General features: G+C 67.3%; 12 protein-coding genes. 9 read left to right on the top strand and 3 right to left on the bottom strand.

Features of this window, described 5'->3' with window-relative positions; genetic code table 11:
• Positions 1 to 39 precede the first annotated feature (39 nt).
• Complete coding sequence (gene glmM, locus ACQCSU_RS06590) at positions 40 to 1,401, top strand: phosphoglucosamine mutase (RefSeq protein WP_426978943.1); 1,362 nt, start codon at positions 40 to 42, stop codon at positions 1,399 to 1,401.
• Between the two features lie 8 nt (positions 1,402 to 1,409).
• Here glmM and ACQCSU_RS06585 read toward each other — a convergent pair whose 3' ends face one another.
• Both ACQCSU_RS06585 and coaA read right to left on the bottom strand, forming a co-directional pair.
• Positions 1,410 to 2,357 carry a M15 family metallopeptidase gene (locus ACQCSU_RS06585; protein ID WP_426978941.1) on the bottom strand — a complete coding sequence of 316 codons (948 nt, stop codon included), beginning with the start codon at positions 2,355 to 2,357 and terminating at the stop codon, positions 1,410 to 1,412.
• A 5-nt stretch (positions 2,358 to 2,362) separates the two neighbouring features.
• The gene (gene coaA / locus ACQCSU_RS06580; protein WP_426978939.1) at positions 2,363 to 3,328 is read right to left on the bottom strand and encodes a type I pantothenate kinase; all 966 of its coding nucleotides are present in this window, start codon (positions 3,326 to 3,328) and stop codon (positions 2,363 to 2,365) included.
• 135 nt (positions 3,329 to 3,463) lie between these two features.
• On the opposite strand from coaA, the gene glmS reads away from it, so the two are divergent.
• The 8 genes from glmS to ACQCSU_RS06540 all read left to right on the top strand — a co-directional run bounded on the left by glmS (position 3,464) and on the right by ACQCSU_RS06540 (position 16,234).
• Positions 3,464 to 5,356, top strand: a complete 1,893-nt coding sequence (glmS, locus tag ACQCSU_RS06575) for a glutamine--fructose-6-phosphate transaminase (isomerizing) (RefSeq protein ID WP_426978937.1) — start codon at positions 3,464 to 3,466, stop codon at positions 5,354 to 5,356.
• A 4-nt stretch (positions 5,357 to 5,360) separates the two neighbouring features.
• Complete coding sequence (locus ACQCSU_RS06570; RefSeq protein WP_043482943.1) at positions 5,361 to 5,708, top strand: holo-ACP synthase; 348 nt, start codon at positions 5,361 to 5,363, stop codon at positions 5,706 to 5,708.
• Positions 5,709 to 5,764: 56 nt separating this feature from the next.
• Entirely contained in the window at positions 5,765 to 7,279 is a 1,515-nt protein-coding gene (locus ACQCSU_RS06565; RefSeq protein ID WP_426978936.1) for an NAD(P)H-hydrate epimerase, read from the top strand.
• 103 nt (positions 7,280 to 7,382) lie between these two features.
• Entirely contained in the window at positions 7,383 to 9,767 is a 2,385-nt protein-coding gene (glgX, locus tag ACQCSU_RS06560) for a glycogen debranching protein GlgX (protein ID WP_426978934.1), read from the top strand.
• A complete protein-coding gene (gene treY / locus ACQCSU_RS06555) occupies positions 9,764 to 12,088 on the top strand; it encodes a malto-oligosyltrehalose synthase (protein WP_426978933.1) in 2,325 nt (774 codons plus the stop codon). Before glgX ends, treY begins: the two co-directional genes overlap by 4 nt.
• A gap of 39 nt (positions 12,089 to 12,127) precedes the next feature.
• Entirely contained in the window at positions 12,128 to 13,900 is a 1,773-nt protein-coding gene (gene treZ, locus ACQCSU_RS06550) for a malto-oligosyltrehalose trehalohydrolase (protein WP_426978932.1), read from the top strand.
• A gap of 40 nt (positions 13,901 to 13,940) precedes the next feature.
• Positions 13,941 to 14,978 (top strand): L-glyceraldehyde 3-phosphate reductase, encoded by a 1,038-nt coding sequence (mgrA, locus tag ACQCSU_RS06545; protein ID WP_426978931.1) that lies wholly within the window; start codon positions 13,941 to 13,943, stop codon positions 14,976 to 14,978.
• 170 nt (positions 14,979 to 15,148) lie between these two features.
• A complete protein-coding gene (locus ACQCSU_RS06540; protein ID WP_426978930.1) occupies positions 15,149 to 16,234 on the top strand; it encodes an inositol-3-phosphate synthase in 1,086 nt (361 codons plus the stop codon).
• An 84-nt stretch (positions 16,235 to 16,318) separates the two neighbouring features.
• Here ACQCSU_RS06540 and ACQCSU_RS06535 read toward each other — a convergent pair whose 3' ends face one another.
• Positions 16,319 to 17,236 carry a DUF559 domain-containing protein gene (locus tag ACQCSU_RS06535; protein WP_426978929.1) on the bottom strand — a complete coding sequence of 306 codons (918 nt, stop codon included), beginning with the start codon at positions 17,234 to 17,236 and terminating at the stop codon, positions 16,319 to 16,321.
• Between the last annotated feature and the right edge of the window lie 87 nt (positions 17,237 to 17,323).

The following is a 17,323-nucleotide window of genomic DNA, read 5'->3' as shown; positions in this document are numbered from 1 at the left end:
GGGGCCGGAATTTCCGTCCCATCGTCTAAACTTGACCCGATGTCTAGATTATTTGGAACAGATGGTGTCCGAGGCTTGGCGAACGGCCTGCTGACCGCCGAGCTGGCGTTGCAGCTGGCTCAGGCGGCCGCCGTCGTGCTGGGCCATGACCGCAATACCACCGGAACACGCCCCCGCGCCGTGGTTGCCCGTGACCCCCGCGCGAGCGGTGAGTTCCTCGCGGCTGCCGTGGAAGCGGGGCTTTCCAGCTCCGGGATCGACGTTTATGACGCGGGCGTGCTTCCCACTCCGGCAGCGGCCTACCTGGTGGCCGACCTGGACGCAGACTTCGGCGTGATGATCTCCGCCTCCCACAACCCCGCCCCCGACAACGGCATTAAGTTCTTCGCCCGCGGTGGCCAGAAGCTTCCCGACGACGTCGAGAACGCCATCGAGGAGCAGTTGGGCAGGGAGCCCATGCGGCCCGTCGGCGGCGAAGTGGGCCGCATCCAGCGCTTCTCGGACGCCGAGGACCGGTATATCGTGCACCTGTTGGGCACCCTACCGCACCGCCTGGATGGGCTCAAGGTCGTCCTGGATTGCGCCCACGGAGCAGCCAGCGGCTGTTCCCCGCACGTCTTCAAGTACGCAGGCGCTGATGTGATTGTGATCGGCGCCGAACCGGACGGCCTCAATATCAATGAGGGCGTCGGCTCAACCCATTTGGGACCGCTGAAGCGCGCCGTCCTGGAATACGGGGCAGACCTGGGCATCGCGCACGACGGCGACGCGGACCGCTGCCTCGCCGTGGACCACGAAGGCAACGAGGTTGATGGCGACGAGATCATGGCCATCCTTGCCGTCGCTCTGAAGGCTTCCGGGAAGCTCACGGACGATGTCCTGGTGGCCACCGTCATGAGCAACCTCGGACTCAAGATCGCGCTCCGCGAGGCCGGCATCAGCCTGCGCGAAACCGGCGTGGGTGACCGCTACGTACTCGAGGAAATGCGCGCAGGCGGGTTCAACCTCGGCGGCGAACAGTCCGGTCATGTCATCTTTGCCGACTACGCGACGACGGGCGACGGTGTCCTCACAGGTCTGCAGCTTGCCGCCCAGGTGGCCCTCACCGGACGTCCCCTGAAGGAGCTGGCCACGGTGATGACCAAGCTCCCGCAGGTCCTCATCAACGTCAACGGCGTCGACCGCACCCGGGTGAAAGGCGACGCAGCCGTCGCTGAGGCTGTGGCCCTCGCAGAAGCCGAACTTGGTGACACCGGGCGGGTCCTGTTGCGTCCCTCCGGAACCGAACCGGTGGTGCGCGTGATGGTGGAGGCCGCGAACCAGGAGACCGCCCAGGCCGTGGCTGAACGTCTGGCGCAGGTGGTCCGCACCGAACTGGCCCTGACGCTCGTTTCAGACTGAGCGGGGCGCTACAGGTAGGCTGGCGCAGCCTCGAGGCCGAAGTACTCCTCCAGCGTTTCGATGCCCCGGTTCTTCATCTCGGTGGCTTCCGCGGATCCGATATAACGCAGATGCCAGGGCTCGTAGTAGTAGCCGGTGATGCCTTGGAGCATCCAGGGGTAGCGCACCACGAATCCGAACAGGTGGGCATTGGCCTTGGCCCAGGCTGCTGCCGGCTGATCGGCGAAGCACGGCTGGAAACTGCACGCCCCGCTGCCGTCGCCGATATCGAAAGACCAGCCTGTCTGATGCTCGGAATGGCCCGGACGGGCGGAGGCGGTGTCCGCCGCGGCCTGTCCCTGCGATTTCACATAGCCGTTGTAGGTGGCCGCTTGCGTGGCATAGGAACGGTATCCGCTGGCGAGCGTCATGGTGACGCCAGCCCCGGCCGCAGCCGCAAACATCTTCTCCGCAGCTGCCGCCGTCGTGCTGTTCAGCTGTGCGGCTTCGCCGGAGACCGCGAGGCGAACGGCGGGCCGGACGAGGTCTGCCGGCTTGTAGGTGGAGGGTGACAGCGGGCGGTGCTTGTTGACGACCACCCACGGACTCGCCGGATCACTGAGCGAGTGCTGCGGCGCTGCCGCGGCCACCGGTGCGGTGGGCACCCGGACCGCCGGGGCCGTCTCCGTGGTCGGCGTACTGCCCGGGACCGGCTCGCCGGCGGTGGCCGCTGCGGAGGCCGAGGCGGGCGGGGGCACGCTGGCACCGGGGGCCGGCGTCGCCGTCGTGCCTGCCGTGCTGGACACCAGGCCGGAGGCCGGGGCGGACGACGGCGGCTGGGGCGCTCCGGGGGCGCACGCGGCGAGGGCCGTCAGGCCGGAACCGGCCAGGAACAAGCGGCTGAAGGCTCGCCGGCTGGGGATTGCCTGGCCGGAGTCCGGCACGGCTGCCGGGACGACGGCGCCGTCGTGGCACACCTGTGCTACACCTTCCTCAGAAGCATGCGGCGGATGGAATGGTCGGCGTCCTTGGTGAGGACCAGCTGTGCCCGACCCCGGGTGGGGAGGACGTTCTCCTCCAGGTTCGGCTCATTGATGCGCTTCCAGATATCCCGGGCAGTCTGCTCGGCCTCGGCGTCCGAGAGCGTGGCGTAGCGGTGGAAGTAGGATTCCGGCTGCGCGAAGGCCGTGGTGCGCAACTTGCGGAAACGGTCCACGTACCACTCCTCGATGTAGCTCGTTTTGGCATCAACATAGATGGAAAAGTCGAAGAAGTCACTCAGCGCCAGGCCCTGCCGGCCATCGTGCCTGGGCCGGGCCGGTGCCAGGACATTGAGTCCCTCCACGATCAGCACGTCGGGGCGCCGGACCACGACTTCCCTGCCCGGCACAATGTCATACGTCACGTGGGAGTACCACGGCGCCCGGACTTCCTCGGCGCCGCCTTTGATTTCGCTCACAAAGCGGAGCAGCGCCCGGCGGTCATAGGACTCAGGAAAGCCCTTGCGTTCCAGCAGCTGGCGGCGCTTCAGTTCGGCCAGCGGGTAGAGGAAACCGTCCGTGGTGATGAGTTCCACGTTGGGCGTGCCGGGCCAGCGCCGGAGCATTTCCCGGAGCACCCGGGCGATGGTGGACTTGCCCACAGCAACCGAGCCGGCGACGCCGATCACGAACGGCGTGCGCTGGGTCTGCTCGCCAAGGAATGTGGTGGTTGCCGAGTGCAGCTGGCCGGCCGCCTCCACATACAGGTGCAGGAGCCGGGACAGGGGGAGGTAGACCTCGCGGACTTCCTTCATGTCGAGCGGATCGCCGAGGCCCCGCAGGCGCAGCACATCCTCTTCATTGAGGGGCTGCTCCATCTGGGCGGCGAGCCGGGACCAGGTCTGCCGGTCCAGCTCCACGAACGGGGAGACGCCGTCGCCGTTCGCTTCATTGCGTTGCAAAGTCACCCTAGAGATTCTGCCCTTCACCGGCCTGAGAGCGAAATGGACGGGTCCGTACCACCCGGCCGGACCGAAGCGGGATGGCTGTCAAACCGGTTCATCCTACGTCGGCGGTCCGGGAAACCGGCTAGGCTTGAGTCCATGTGTGGAATCGTTGGATATGTGGGCCACTCCGCTGGCCGGACAAATACTGGACACAATGCCCTGGACGTTGTCCTCGAGGGCTTGCGGCGCCTTGAGTACCGGGGCTACGACTCGGCGGGCATCGCCGTCGTGGCGGACGGGACCATTTCCTCGCGCAAGAAGTCGGGCAAACTGAGCAACCTGATCGCAGAGCTCGAGGCCAACCCGCTGCCTGAATCCTTGACCGGCATCGGTCACACCCGCTGGGCCACCCACGGCGGACCGACGGACCAGAACGCGCACCCGCACCTGGCCGACGGCGGGAAGCTGGCGCTGATCCACAACGGCATCATCGAAAACTTCGCCGAACTCAAGCTGGAGCTCGTGGGCAAGGGAGCGAAGTTCCTCTCCGAGACGGACACCGAGGTTGCCGCCGCCCTGCTGGCCGACATCTACCGGAACCAGCTGAACGGCGACCTCTCCAAGGGCGGCCTGACCAAGGCCATGCAGCTTGCCTGCCAGCGCCTCGACGGCGCCTTCACCCTGCTCGCCGTTCACGCCGACCAGCCCGACGTCGTCGTGGCGGCACGCCGCAACTCACCGCTCGTGGTGGGCCTCGGCGAGGGGGAGAACTTCCTGGGCTCCGACGTCTCCGGTTTCATTGACTACACGCGCCGCGCCGTCGAGCTGGGCCAGGACCAGATCGTCACCATCACCGCCGACTCCGTGGAGATCACCGACTTCTACGGTGCACCGGCCGAAGGCAAGGAATACAAGGTCGACTGGGACCCGGCCTCGGCGGAAAAGGGCGGCTTCCCGTCCTTTATGGAAAAGGAAATCCACGACCAGCCGGACGCCGTGCTGCAGACCCTGCTGGGCCGCTCCGACCTCCACGGCAAGCTGACGCTGGACGAAGTCCGGATCGACCCGCAGCTGCTCAAGAGCGTAGACAAGATCATCGTCCTGGCCTGCGGCACTTCCGCCTACGCCGGGCAGGTCGCGAAGTACGCGATCGAGCACTGGTGCCGGATCCCCACCGAGGTGGAGCTCTCGCACGAATTCCGTTACCGGGATCCGATCGTCGACGAGAACACCCTGATCGTCTCCATCTCCCAGTCCGGCGAGACCATGGACACGCTCATGGCCGTCCGCTACGCCAAGGAACAAGGCGCCAAGACGGTCTCCATCTGCAACACCAACGGGTCCACCATCCCGCGTGAATCGGATGCCGTCCTCTACACGCACGCCGGACCGGAAATCGCCGTCGCCTCCACCAAGTCGTTCCTTGCACAGATCACCGCCGCCTACCTGCTGGGCCTGTATCTGGCACAGTTGCGCGGCAACAAGTTCCAGGGCGAGATCAAGGACATCCTGGCCGACCTCCGAAAGATCCCGGCCAAGATCCAGCAGATCCTGGACAACGAGGGCCAGATCAAGGAACTCGGCCGCTCCATGGCCGACGCCAAGTCCGTACTGTTCCTGGGCCGCCACGTCGGCTTCCCTGTCGCGATGGAAGGTGCACTCAAGCTCAAGGAGCTCGCCTACATCCACGCCGAAGGCTTCGCCGCCGGCGAACTCAAGCACGGTCCCATCGCTTTGATCGAAGAGGGCCAGCCGGTCTTTGTGGTGGTCCCGTCACCGCGTGGCCGGGATTCTCTGCACGCGAAGGTGGTCTCCAACATCCAGGAGGTCCGGGCACGCGGCGCCAAGACCATCGTGATCGCGGAAGAGGGCGACGAGGCGGTCAAGGCCTACGCCGAGCACGTCTTCTACATTCCGGAGACGCCGACGCTGCTGGCGCCGCTGCTCAGCACCGTCCCGCTGCAGATCTTCGCGCTCGCTCTCGCCTCCGCCAAGGGCTACGACGTGGACCAGCCGCGCAACCTGGCCAAGAGCGTGACCGTAGAATAGCCGCATGATTGTTGGCATTGGCGTAGACGTCGTAGACATTGAACGGTTCGGCCGGCAGCTGGAGCGCACCCCCGGGCTGCGCGACAGGCTGTTCGTGCCGGCCGAGCGCGAACTGAACACGCGGTCCCTGGCCGCCCGGTTCGCCGCCAAGGAAGCCGTGGCCAAGGTCCTGGGGGCTCCTGCCGGCATGAACTGGCAGGACTGCTGGATCGGGCTGGACCAGAACGGCCCCACGGTCCAGGTCAAGGGCACCGTGCTGGCCGTGGCCGAGTCGAAGGGCGTCAAGCGCTGGCACCTCTCGATGAGCCACGACGGCGGGATCGCCACCGCGACGGTTCTCGCCGAAGGTTGACATAGAACCGGCTGAAGAACCAGGCACTTCCCAGCGACAGTGAATGGATTGAAATCATGATCAGCGCCTACACCGGAACCCAGATACGCGAGGCTGAACAGCCTTTCCTGGATAAAGGTGCGGGCGCTGTTCTGATGCAGCGGGCGGCCTACGGGCTGGCCAACGCCGTGGTCCGTGAGCTGCGGCATCGCGGGGAGCGCCTTTACGGCGCCGGCGTGACGGTGCTCGCGGGCAAGGGCAACAACGGAGGCGACGGACTGTTCGCCGCCGCGCTGCTGGCCGGCCGTGGAATGCGGACGACGGCGGTGCTCACCGCGGGCGACGCCCACGCGGAAGGCCTCGCGGCCTTCGAAAGAGCCGGCGGGCGGGTGCTTCGCCTGGCACCCGCAAACGTCGCGGAAGTTGCAGCGGCGGCCGCGCGTACCGGCGTCGTGATTGACGCGGTCCTCGGAACGGGCGCCCAAGGCGGGCTCACGGGACCCGCGGCTGCCCTCATCGAAGAGCTGGAGCGGTTCCGTCCCGGGCTGGTGGTGGCCTGCGACATTCCCAGCGGCGTCGACGCCGACACCGGAGAGGCGCACGCCCCGGTCCTCACCGCCGATGTCACGGTGACCTTTGGCGCCGCCAAGGCCGGTCTGCTGGCAGACCCCGGAGCGGACTTCGCCGGCCGCGTACAGGTCATTCCCATCGGCATCGAAGCAGGGCTACCGTGGCCGGCCCTGCGACGGCTTGAGGCCGAGGATCTTTCCGCCCTGCTGCCACGCCCGGAACGGCGGGCGCACAAGTACTCCAGGGGAGTGCTTGGGGTGGTCGCAGGCTCCGGTGCTTATCCCGGCGCCGCTGTGCTGGCCTGCAAGGGCGCCCTGGCAGCCGGCGTCGGCATGGTGCGTTACCTTGGGCCGCCGGACGTCGCAGATCTCGTCCGCCAGGCGTGCCCTGAGGTTGTGTGCAGCGCCGGAACCGTGGCCGATACGCACGTCCAGGCCTGGCTTGTGGGCTCCGGGCTGGATGACTCCGATGAGCAGCAGTTTCAGCGCGCCCGCGACGCCGCAGACTCGGGCCTGCCGACGATTGCCGACGCCGGAGCATTGCCGGCCCTGCCTGATGTGCTGGCCCCGCAAGTGATCCTGACACCGCACGCTGGCGAACTGGCGTCCCTGCTCCAGCGCCTCGGGGTTGCCCTGGACCGCTCGGCGGTAGAAGCATCCACGCTAAGCGCGGTGCGGCGGGCTGCGGGTCTGACCGAAGCCACGGTGCTGCTCAAGGGAGCCACCACCCTCGTTGCTTCCCCCTTCCAGGACTTCTACAGCCAGGCCGAGGGCACGCCCTGGATCGCCACGGCAGGCAGCGGCGACGTAATGGCAGGAGTTATCGGTGCGCTGCTTGCCCAACTGGGTGCCGACGTCGGGCACTTCGGAGAACGTGGCATCGATCCCGACGCAAGATGGGCGGCGATCGCCGCAATGGCCGCCAGCCTCCACGGCCGCGCCGGAGTCCGGGCCTCCTGCGGGGGACCCGTGACCGCCAGTGCCATCGCCCAGGCCCTCCCGGGGGTGCTGCGGGAGTGGTAATCAGGGGCACATGAAGCGCCCCGACAAGCACCCCGACGGGGATGGTAACCCTACTTACCAGTAGTGTTGTCTAGAGATTGTCCGCACCGCACGAGGAGAACACATGGAAGTATGGCCCGGAACGGCTTATCCGCTGGGAGCCACTTTTGACGGCACAGGCACGAACTTTGCCCTGTTCAGCGAACGCGCTGAAAAGGTGGAGCTCTGTCTCCTGGCTGACGACCTGAGCGAGACCCGGATCGAGCTGACCGAGGTCGACGGCTACGTCTGGCACTGCTACCTGCCGCAGATCCAGCCCGGCCAGAAGTACGGCTACCGCGTCCACGGCCCGTACGAGCCGGAGAACGGCAACCGCTTCAACCCCACCAAGCTGCTGCTGGACCCCTACGCCAAGGCAATCCAGGGACAGATCGACTGGGACCCGGCGCTCTACTCCTACAACTTCGGAGATCCCGCGTCGCGCAATGACAGCGACTCTGCCCCGCACGCCATGCACGGTGTGGTCATCAACCCGTTCTTCGACTGGGACGGTGACCGCCAGTTGCGCATCCCGTACCACGAGTCGGTCATTTATGAGGCCCACGTCAAGGGCCTCACCGAGCTGCACCCGGAGATCCCGGAAGACCAGCGCGGCACGTACGCCGGCGTGTCGCACCCCGCCGTGATCGAGCACCTCAAGAAGCTCGGGATCACCGCGATCGAGCTCATGCCCGTCCACCAGTTCATCAACGACGGCACCCTGGTGGAGAAGGGCCTCAACAACTACTGGGGCTACAACACCATCGGCTTCTTCGCGCCGCAGAACACCTACAGCTCCACCGGCGACGTCGGGCACCAGGTCCAGGAATTCAAGGCCATGGTCCGCGATCTGCACAAGGCCGGCATCGAGGTGATCCTGGACGTGGTCTACAACCACACCGCCGAGGGAAACCACCTGGGCCCCACCTTGTCCTTCAAAGGCATCGACAACGCGGCCTATTACCGGCTGGTCGACGACGACCTGAAGCACTACATGGACTACACCGGGACGGGAAACTCGCTCAACGTCCGGCACCCCCACTCCCTGCAGCTGCTCATGGACTCCCTGCGCTACTGGGTGACGGAAATGCACGTCGATGGTTTCCGCTTCGACCTCGCGTCCACGCTGGCCCGCGAGTTCTACGACGTGGACAAGCTGTCCACCTTCTTCGAACTCATTCAGCAGGACCCGATCGTGTCCCAGGTCAAACTCATCGCCGAGCCCTGGGACGTCGGCCCCGGCGGCTACCAGGTGGGCAACTTCCCGCCGCAGTGGACCGAGTGGAACGGCAAATACCGCGACACGGTCCGCGACTTCTGGCGCGGCGAACCCTCGACCCTGGGCGAGTTCGCCTCCCGCCTCACCGGCTCCGCGGACCTGTACGAGAGCTCCGCCCGCCGCCCGGTGGCCTCCATCAACTTCGTGACCGCCCACGACGGCTTCACCATGCGCGACCTCGTGTCCTATCACGAGAAGCACAACGACGCCAATGGCGAAGGCAACAACGACGGCGAGTCACACAACCGGTCCTGGAACTGCGGCGCTGAAGGCGACACCGAAGACGACAAGGTGCTAACCCTCCGTGCCCGGCAGCAGCGCAACTTCATCGCCACGCTGCTGCTCTCGCAGGGCGTCCCGATGCTCCTGCACGGCGACGAGCTGGGCCGCACCCAGCAGGGCAACAACAACACCTACTGCCAGGACTCAGAACTGAGCTGGGTGCACTGGGACGCCGTGGACCAGCCCCTGGTGGAGTTCACTGCTGTGGTCAATAAGATCCGCCACGACCACCCCACGTTCCGTCGCAGCCGCTTCTTTGACGGCCGGCCGGTCCGCCGTGGCGAGGGCGAGAAACTTCCGGACATCGTCTGGCTGAACACCGACGGCAAGGAAATGCTCCCCGAGGACTGGGACGGCGGCTTTGGCCGGACCATCGGAGTCTTCTACAACGGCCACGGCATCCAGGAACAGGACTCCCGCGGCCGCCGGATCACGGACGACAGCTTCCTGTTGACCTTCAACGCCCACGACGACAACGTGGACTTCCTGCTCCCGGCCGACGAGTACTCGCGGTTCTGGGACGTCCTGGTGGACACCTCGGACCAGGCCGACACCGATGAACCGCTCAAGGCCGGATCCGTGCTGAAGCTGGCGGCCAAGTCCCTGGTGGTTCTTCGCGCCCACTCGGGCCCCGAGGTGGAGGTGGACTACTCCGCAGCCGCGTCCCTGGCCGCCAGGGCCGAGGCTTCGGAGGACGAGGTTCCCGCAGAGACTGTTCCCGCAAGCGGAGGTCCCGCCGAGGCCCCGCCAGCGAAGGAAGGTTCCGCGAAGGAACCCGCAGCGGAATCCGCGTTGGAGGGCGCCCCGGCTAAGAAATCGACAGCCCCGAAGGACTCCGCATCGAAAGGCACCTCGGCCAAGAAGCCGACCGCGAAGGGACCGAAAGCCCGGAAGGGATCCGCTTCATGAGGACGCCCGTCTCGACGTACAGGCTGCAGATACGGTCCGGCTTCACGCTTCAGGATGCCGCCGAGACAGTGCCCTACCTGAAATCGCTGGGCGTGGACTGGATCTACCTCTCACCGATCCTGACGGCGGAGAAGGGCTCGGACCACGGCTACGACGTCACCGACACTTCCGCCGTCGACCCCGACCGTGGCGGCGCCGGGGGGCTCATCGCAGCCTCCCGGGCCGCCCGGGAGGCCGGTATGGGCGTGCTCGTGGACATCGTGCCCAACCACGTCGGGGTGGCCACGCCCGCCCAGAACCCGTGGTGGTGGTCCCTCCTCAAGGAGGGACAGCAGTCCCGCTACGCCCCGGCGTTCGACGTCGACTGGGACTTTGGCGGCGGCCGCATCCGGATCCCCGTGCTGGGCGAGGACTCCGACCTTGACGCGTTGGAGGTACGGGACGGGGAGCTGCGGTATTACGACCACCGTTTCCCGCTCGCCGAGGGCAGCCACGCCGAGGGCGACAACCCCCGCGAGGTCCACGACCGGCAGCACTATGAGCTGATCGGCTGGCGCCGGGCGGACAACGAGCTGAACTACCGCCGGTTCTTTGCGGTCAGCAGCCTGGCCGGCATCCGGGTCGAGGTCCCGGAGGTCTTCGACGAGGCCCACGAGGAGATTGTGCGCTGGTTCCGCGAGGGGCTGGTGGACGGGCTGCGGATCGACCACCCGGACGGCCTGGCCGATCCGGCGGGGTACCTGCGCCGGCTCCGGGACGTCACCGGCGGAAGCTACCTGCTGGTCGAGAAGATCCTCGAGCCCGGGGAGGTGCTCCCGGCCGGCTTCGAGTGCGAGGGCACCACCGGCTACGACGCCCTGGCGGACGTGGACCGGGTCTTCATCGACCCCGCCGGCCAGGGCGCCCTCGATGCGCTGGACACCGAGCTGCGCGGCGGCCATGCCGCGGACTACGAGGCCATGATCCACGGCACCAAGCGAAGGATCACGGACGGGATCTTGCACTCCGAGATGCTCCGGCTGGCGCGCCTGGTGCCGGCCGATGCGGGCCTCACGGTCGAGGCGGCCGCCGACGCGCTGTCCGAAATCATCGCGGCGTTCCCCGTTTACCGCAGCTACCTGCCGGAGGGTGCAGACGTCCTCAAGGAATCCTGCGAACTCGCGGTCCGCCGCCGCCCTGACCTGGAAGGCGCCGTCGGTGTCCTCCTGCCGCTGCTGCTGGATGCTGGTCCTGAAGCCGGCGCGGAGCTGGGGTGCCGCTTCCAGCAGACCTCCGGGATGGTGATGGCCAAGGGGGTCGAAGACACCGCGTTCTTCCGCTACACCCGGCTGGGCACCCTGACCGAAGTCGGGGCGGATCCCACGGAGTTCGCCGTGACTCCGGAGGAGTTCCACAACCGGATGGCCCGCCGCCAGGCGGAGCTGCCGCTGTCCATGACCACCCTCAGCACGCACGACACGAAACGCAGCGAGGACACCCGCGCCCGGATTTCGGTGCTCGCGGAACTGGCCCCGGAATGGAAAGCGTCCCTGGCCCGGCTGCAGGAACTCGCTCCGCTGCCGGACGGCCCGCTCGCGAATCTGCTGTGGCAGGCCATCGCCGGAGCATGGCCCGCGGACCGGGACCGGCTGCAGTCCTACGCGCGGAAGGCCGCCCGCGAGGCCGGCAACTCGACCAACTGGACGGACCCGGACACGGACTTCGAGGAAAAGCTCTCCGCCGCCGTCGACGCGGCCTTCGACAACGCCGGGGTCCGCGCTGAACTGGAGGCGCTGGTGGCGCTGCTGGAACCCTTCGGCGCCGCCAATTCCCTGGGCGCCAAGGTGGTGCAGCTGACCATGCCCGGGGTCCCGGACGTCTACCAGGGCACGGAATTCTGGGACCGATCGCTGACCGATCCGGACAACCGCAGGCCGTTCAGCTTCGACGCCCGGAAGCGCGCCCTTGCCGCGCTCGACGCCGGCGAGCGGCCGGCGTCGTTCCTCGACGAAACGGCGAAGCTGCTGGTGACCTCGCGGGCGCTGCGCCTGCGCCGGGACCGGCCGGAACTGTTCGCCGGCTACGCGCCGGTCACGGCCACCGGGGCGGCGGCAGAGCACCTGCTGGCCTTCAACCGGGGCGCCGGCACTGTAGGGGCGCTCACGCTCGCGACCCGGCTGCCCCGCGGGCTGGGGCACAAGGGCGGCTGGCAGGACACCGCCATCAGCCTGGCCGCCGCCATGACCGACGAGCTGACGGGCCGTTCCTTCGGTCCGGGTCAGGTGAACGTGGGACAGATCCTGGCGAGCTACCCGGTCGCCCTGCTGGTGCCCGGCGCCTAAGCACTCCTTGAACACCGACATGGGGAACGGAAGAATGCCATGACCTTGCCTGCACACGGAAGCGTACGCTTCGATCTCTGGGCGCCGGAAGCGCAGGCGGTCACGCTGCTCGCTGACGGCCGGAAGTACCCCATGGACCGCAGCGGCGGGGCGCGCGGCGGCTGGTGGACAGCCGCCGGCGCTCCCGCCGCCGGCGAGGTGGACTACGGCTACCTCCTCGACGGGGACACCACGCCGCTGCCGGACCCGCGGTCGCGGCGCCAGCCCGAAGGCGTCCACTCCCTCTCGCGGACCTTCGACGCCGCCGGCCACCAGTGGGCAGACGGTCAGTGGCAGGGACGCGGGCTGCAAGGCGCCGTGATCTACGAGCTGCACCTGGGCACCTTCACCCCCGAGGGCACCCTGGACGCGGCCGCCGGGAAGCTGGGCTACCTGGCCGGGCTCGGCGTCGACTTCGTGGAACTGCTGCCGGTCAACGGCTTCAACGGCACCCACAACTGGGGCTACGACGGTGTGCTCTGGTATGCCGTGCACGAGGGCTACGGCGGACCCGCCGCGTATCAGCGCTTCGTCGACGCGGCCCATGCTGCCGGCCTCGGCGTCATCCAGGACGTGGTCTACAACCACCTCGGCCCCAGCGGGAACTACCTCCCGAGGTTCGGGCCGTACCTCAAATCGGGGGAGGGCAACACCTGGGGCGACTCCGTCAACCTGGACGGCCCCGGCTCCGACGTCGTGCGTGAGTACATTCTGGACAACGCGGCCATGTGGCTCCGGGACTACCACGTGGACGGGCTGCGCCTCGATGCCGTGCACGCCTTCAAGGACGAGCGGGCGGTCCACCTGCTGGAGGAGTTCGGCACCCTCGCGGACAAAGTGTCCGCGGAGACCGGGCGCCCGGCCACCATGATCGCCGAATCCGACCTGAACAATCCGCGGCTGCTCTACCCGAGGGACGTCAACGGCTACGGACTGGCCGGGCAGTGGAGCGATGACTTCCACCATGCCGTCCACGTCAACGTCAGCGGTGAGGCCACGGGCTACTACGCAGACTTCGAATCGCTCGGGGCGCTGGCCAAGGTCCTGCGCTCGGGGTTCTTCCACGACGGCAGCTACTCCAGCTTCCGGGAGCGGCATCACGGCCGGCCCATCGATACGGCCCTGGTCCATCCCGCGGCCCTCGTGGTGTGCAGCCAGAACCACGACCAGATCGGCAACCGGGCCACCGGTGACAGGCTGTCCCAGTCGCTGGGCTACGGGCAGCTGGCGCTCGCCGCCGTCGCCACCCTGACCTCGCCCTTCACCCCGATGCTGTTCATGGGCGAGGAATACGGGGCCAGCACACCGTGGCAGTTCTTCACCTCGCACCCGGAGCCGGAACTCGGCAAGGCCACCGCCGAAGGCCGCATCAAGGAATTCGAGCGCATGGGCTGGGACCCCGCCGTCGTGCCTGATCCCCAGGATCCTGAGACGTTCAAGCGTTCCAAGCTCGACTGGTCCGAGGCCGCGGACGGGGACCACGCCCGGCTGCTGGAGCTCTACCGGGCCCTGATCGCGCTGCGCCGCTCGACACCGGAGCTCGCCGGTCCCGGCTTCGGGGACACCGCGGTGGACTTCAGTGAAACCGAAGGCTGGCTCCTGTTGCGGCGCGGCCGGGTCCAGGTGGCGATGAACTTCTCCGCCGAGCCGCGCCGGGTCGCCGTCCGCGGGACCTCCCTGCTGCTGGCCACGGACGACGGCGCCGTGCTCGACGCCGTCTCCGCCGGCCAGCTCGTTCTTCCAGGCCACAGTGCCGCTGTTGTCTCCGACTAAGTGTTCCGAATAAGTGTTCGAATAAGACAGGATAGTACGTATGACTTATGTTGCGGCTGATAGCCGATATGACTCCATGCCCTACCGCCGCGTGGGACGCAGCGGCCTGAAGCTCCCGGCCATCTCGCTGGGCCTGTGGCACAACTTCGGCGATGACAAGCCCTTCGGGACGCAGCGGGCCATCCTGCGCCGCGCGTTCGACCTCGGCGTCAACCACTTCGACCTGGCCAACAACTACGGCCCTGCGGCCGGCTCGGCCGAGACCAATTTCGGCCGCCACCTGCGCGACGACTTCGCCCCGTACCGGGACGAGCTCATCATCTCGACCAAGGCCGGCTACAACATGTGGCCGGGCCCGTTCGGAGAGTGGGGTTCCCGCAAATACCTGCTCGCCAGCCTGGACCAGTCGCTGAACCGGATGGGCCTGGACTACGTGGACATCTTCTACAGCCACCGCCCGGACCCGGAGACGCCGATGGAAGAGACCATGGGTGCCCTGGACCAGGCCGTCCGCTCCGGCAAGGCCCTCTACGCCGGCATCTCCTCCTACACCCCGGAGCAGACCCTGGAGGCGGCCCGGATCCTGAAGGAACTCGGCACCCCGCTGCTGATCCACCAGCCCAGCTACTCCATGCTGAACCGCTGGACCGAAAACGGCAGCCCCAACCTGTACGAGGTACTGGAGCAGGTGGGCGCCGGCTCCATCGCGTTCTCCCCGCTGGCGCAGGGCATGCTCACCGACCGGTACCTCAACGGCATCCCGGCCGATTCCCGCGCCGCCCAGGACAAGTCCCTGGACGAAGCGATGATCACCGAGGACAAACTGAACCGCGTGCGCGGGCTGCAGCGGATCGCGGAGAGCCGGGGGCAGTCACTGGCGCAGATGGCCATCGCGTGGATCCTGCGGGAACAAAGCAAGGGCACGTCCGTCACGTCCGCGCTCGTCGGAGCCTCCAGTGTCCGGCAGCTCGAGGACACGCTGTCCGCCATCAACACGCTCGGCTTCACGGCCGAGGAACTCACGTCGATCGACGAGTTCGCCGTAGAGTCAGACATCAACCTCTGGGCCCAGAAGTAGCGGGCTGACCCTCGTAACAGAGGCGCCGGGGCCGCCGGGAACAACTTCGGCCCCGGCGCCGTTGACTTAGAATGCTAAGGGCGCCGTATGGCGCCGTGCCCGCCTGCCGCCGTCGTACATCAGAGTGCGTCCGCGCCGGGGCACGTGAAGTTTGTTCTCAAAGGAGTTCCGTGTCTTCAAATCCGATTCGTGTTGCAATCGTCGGCGTAGGTAACTGTGCCGCTTCGCTGGTCCAGGGCGTCCAGTACTACCAGGACGCTGATCCCCAGGCCACGATCCCGGGTCTGATGCACGTGGAGTTCGGCAAGTACCACGTCAACGATGTGCAGTTTGTGGCCGCTTTCGACGTCGACGGCAAGAAGGTGGGCCTCGACCTCGCCGACGCCATCGGGGCCAGCGAAAACAACACCATCAAGATCGCCGATGTCCCCGCGACCGGCGTCACCGTCCAGCGCGGCCCGACCCTCGACGGGCTCGGCAAGTACTACCTCGAAACCATCGAGCAGTCCGCCGAGGAACCGGTCGACGTCGTCCAGGTCCTCAAGGACGCCAAGGTCGACGTCATGGTTTGCTACCTGCCCGTCGGATCCCAGGAAGCCGCCGAGTTCTACGCCCAGGCCGCGATCGACGCCGGTGTGGGCTTCGTCAACGCCCTGCCGGTCTTCATCGCCGGCACCAAGGAATGGGCGGACAAGTTCACCGCCGCCGGCGTCCCGATCGTGGGCGACGACATCAAGAGCCAGATCGGTGCCACCATTACGCACCGCGTCATGGCCAAGCTCTTCGAAGACCGCGGCGTCACGCTGGACCGCACCTACCAGCTGAACGTCGGCGGCAACATGGACTTCAAGAACATGCTGGAGCGCGACCGCCTCGAGTCCAAGAAGATCTCCAAGACGCAGGCCGTGACCTCCAACGTGGAAGCCGACATTGCGCCGCGCGACGTGCACATCGGCCCGTCGGACTATGTGCAGTGGCTCGACGACCGCAAGTGGGCCTTCGTCCGCCTCGAGGGCCGCAACTTCGGCGATGCCCCCGTCTCGCTGGAGTACAAGCTGGAAGTCTGGGACTCACCCAACTCCGCCGGCGTGATCATCGACGCCATCCGCGCCGCCAAGATCGGCCTGGACCGAGGCGTCGGCGGCCCGCTGCTCTCGGCCTCGAGCTACTTCATGAAATCCCCGCCGGAGCAGTTCAACGACGACCTCGCCCGCGAAAAGGTCGAGGCCTTCATCCGCGGCGACGTGGAGCGCTAAACCTCACCTCCCCCCCGGTTGCCCTATCACTTGCGGTCCCCAAAGCCTCGGCTTGGCCGCTGCAAGTGATAGGGCAACCGGTGTTTAACGGGGACGGAGGGCATGGCGGACTCTTCGGGCCGCGCCGCGGAAGTCATCGGCCAGATCGTCGGCGTTGAACTTGAAGCAGCGCCAGCCGGCAGAGTTGAACGATTCGTCGCGGCGGTTGTCCCGGGACTGCTGTTCGCGCGTCAGGTGGTGGCCGCCGTCGTACTGGATGGCAACCCGCTGCTGGCGGTAGCCGAGGTCCGCAGCAGGGGAATAGGGATCACCCGGCACAACCCGGACCTGCAACTCCGGCTCAGGCAGCCCGGCGGTGGCCAACGCCAGGCGCAGAAACGTCTCCGGCGCCGAGTCGGCACCGGCACGGATCAGCGCCGTCGCCTCGCGTGCCTTCACGATTCCCTTGAGCTTCGGGTGCCGCGTCAGCATCGCCTTCAGCCGGGGAACCGTTGCCCACGGCTCCATGCGGCCCTCCAACTCGGGGCGGGGTCTACGCACCAGTTGGTCTCCCGCCGCCACGAGATCCTCAAGAGGGAGGATGCGGGCAAGGTCCAGCCAGGTCCGGGCCGGAGTTGAAATCCGGATGCCGTCCAGGACCATAAGCTCGTCGTCGAAGGCAAGGACGGTATGACCCACGACGCCTTGACGCCGGACCGGTGGCAACGCTTTGGGCTTGCTGAGATGCAGTTCCCGGCAGCCGCGGTACCGGGAGGGCAGCCATAGCCCAAGCAGTGCCGCAGCGGTCAGGTGCGAAATCCACGCGCCGGGCGTCGCAGCCGAGAGTGCTCTCGCCAGACTCCGCAGCTCATAGTCCCAACCGGTGGGCAGATACAGCAACCGGCCGGCCGAGGTGAGGTCGGAGGAACGGAGCCGGGCACTGCTTAGACTCGAAGCCCTCGCCTCATAGACAGTGAACGGGGCTGCGGAAAGGTGGGGCGGCAGGGTCGATGATGGGTGCATGCGGCCCATTCTTGTCCGACTGCGTCAGCACCGCTGACGTTATCCACAGCGGCCCCTCGACCTGTCCTCCCCGGCCGCTCCCTCACC

Origin of the sequence: Pseudarthrobacter sp. O4 (assembly GCF_050157025.1) — a bacterium.
In the GTDB taxonomy this organism is placed as follows: domain Bacteria; phylum Actinomycetota; class Actinomycetes; order Actinomycetales; family Micrococcaceae; genus Arthrobacter.
The sequence above is the reverse complement of the archived record's forward strand: the minus strand, read 5'-3'. Positions and strand labels throughout refer to the sequence as shown.

Bases quoted from the DNA above. Each gene is read 5' to 3' on its own strand.
- treZ (WP_426978932.1), top strand. From the start codon at position 12,128: ATGACCTTGCCTGCACACGGAAGCGTACGCTTCGATCTCTGGGCGCCG.
- glmS (WP_426978937.1), top strand. From the start codon at position 3,464: ATGTGTGGAATCGTTGGATATGTGGGCCACTCCGCTGGCCGGACAAAT.
- glmM (WP_426978943.1), top strand. From the start codon at position 40: ATGTCTAGATTATTTGGAACAGATGGTGTCCGAGGCTTGGCGAACGGC.
- mgrA (WP_426978931.1), top strand. From the start codon at position 13,941: ATGACTTATGTTGCGGCTGATAGCCGATATGACTCCATGCCCTACCGC.
- glgX (WP_426978934.1), top strand. From the start codon at position 7,383: ATGGAAGTATGGCCCGGAACGGCTTATCCGCTGGGAGCCACTTTTGAC.
- ACQCSU_RS06570 (WP_043482943.1), top strand. From the start codon at position 5,361: ATGATTGTTGGCATTGGCGTAGACGTCGTAGACATTGAACGGTTCGGC.
- treY (WP_426978933.1), top strand. From the start codon at position 9,764: ATGAGGACGCCCGTCTCGACGTACAGGCTGCAGATACGGTCCGGCTTC.
- ACQCSU_RS06535 (WP_426978929.1), bottom strand. From the start codon at position 17,236: ATGCACCCATCATCGACCCTGCCGCCCCACCTTTCCGCAGCCCCGTTC.
- ACQCSU_RS06565 (WP_426978936.1), top strand. From the start codon at position 5,765: ATGATCAGCGCCTACACCGGAACCCAGATACGCGAGGCTGAACAGCCT.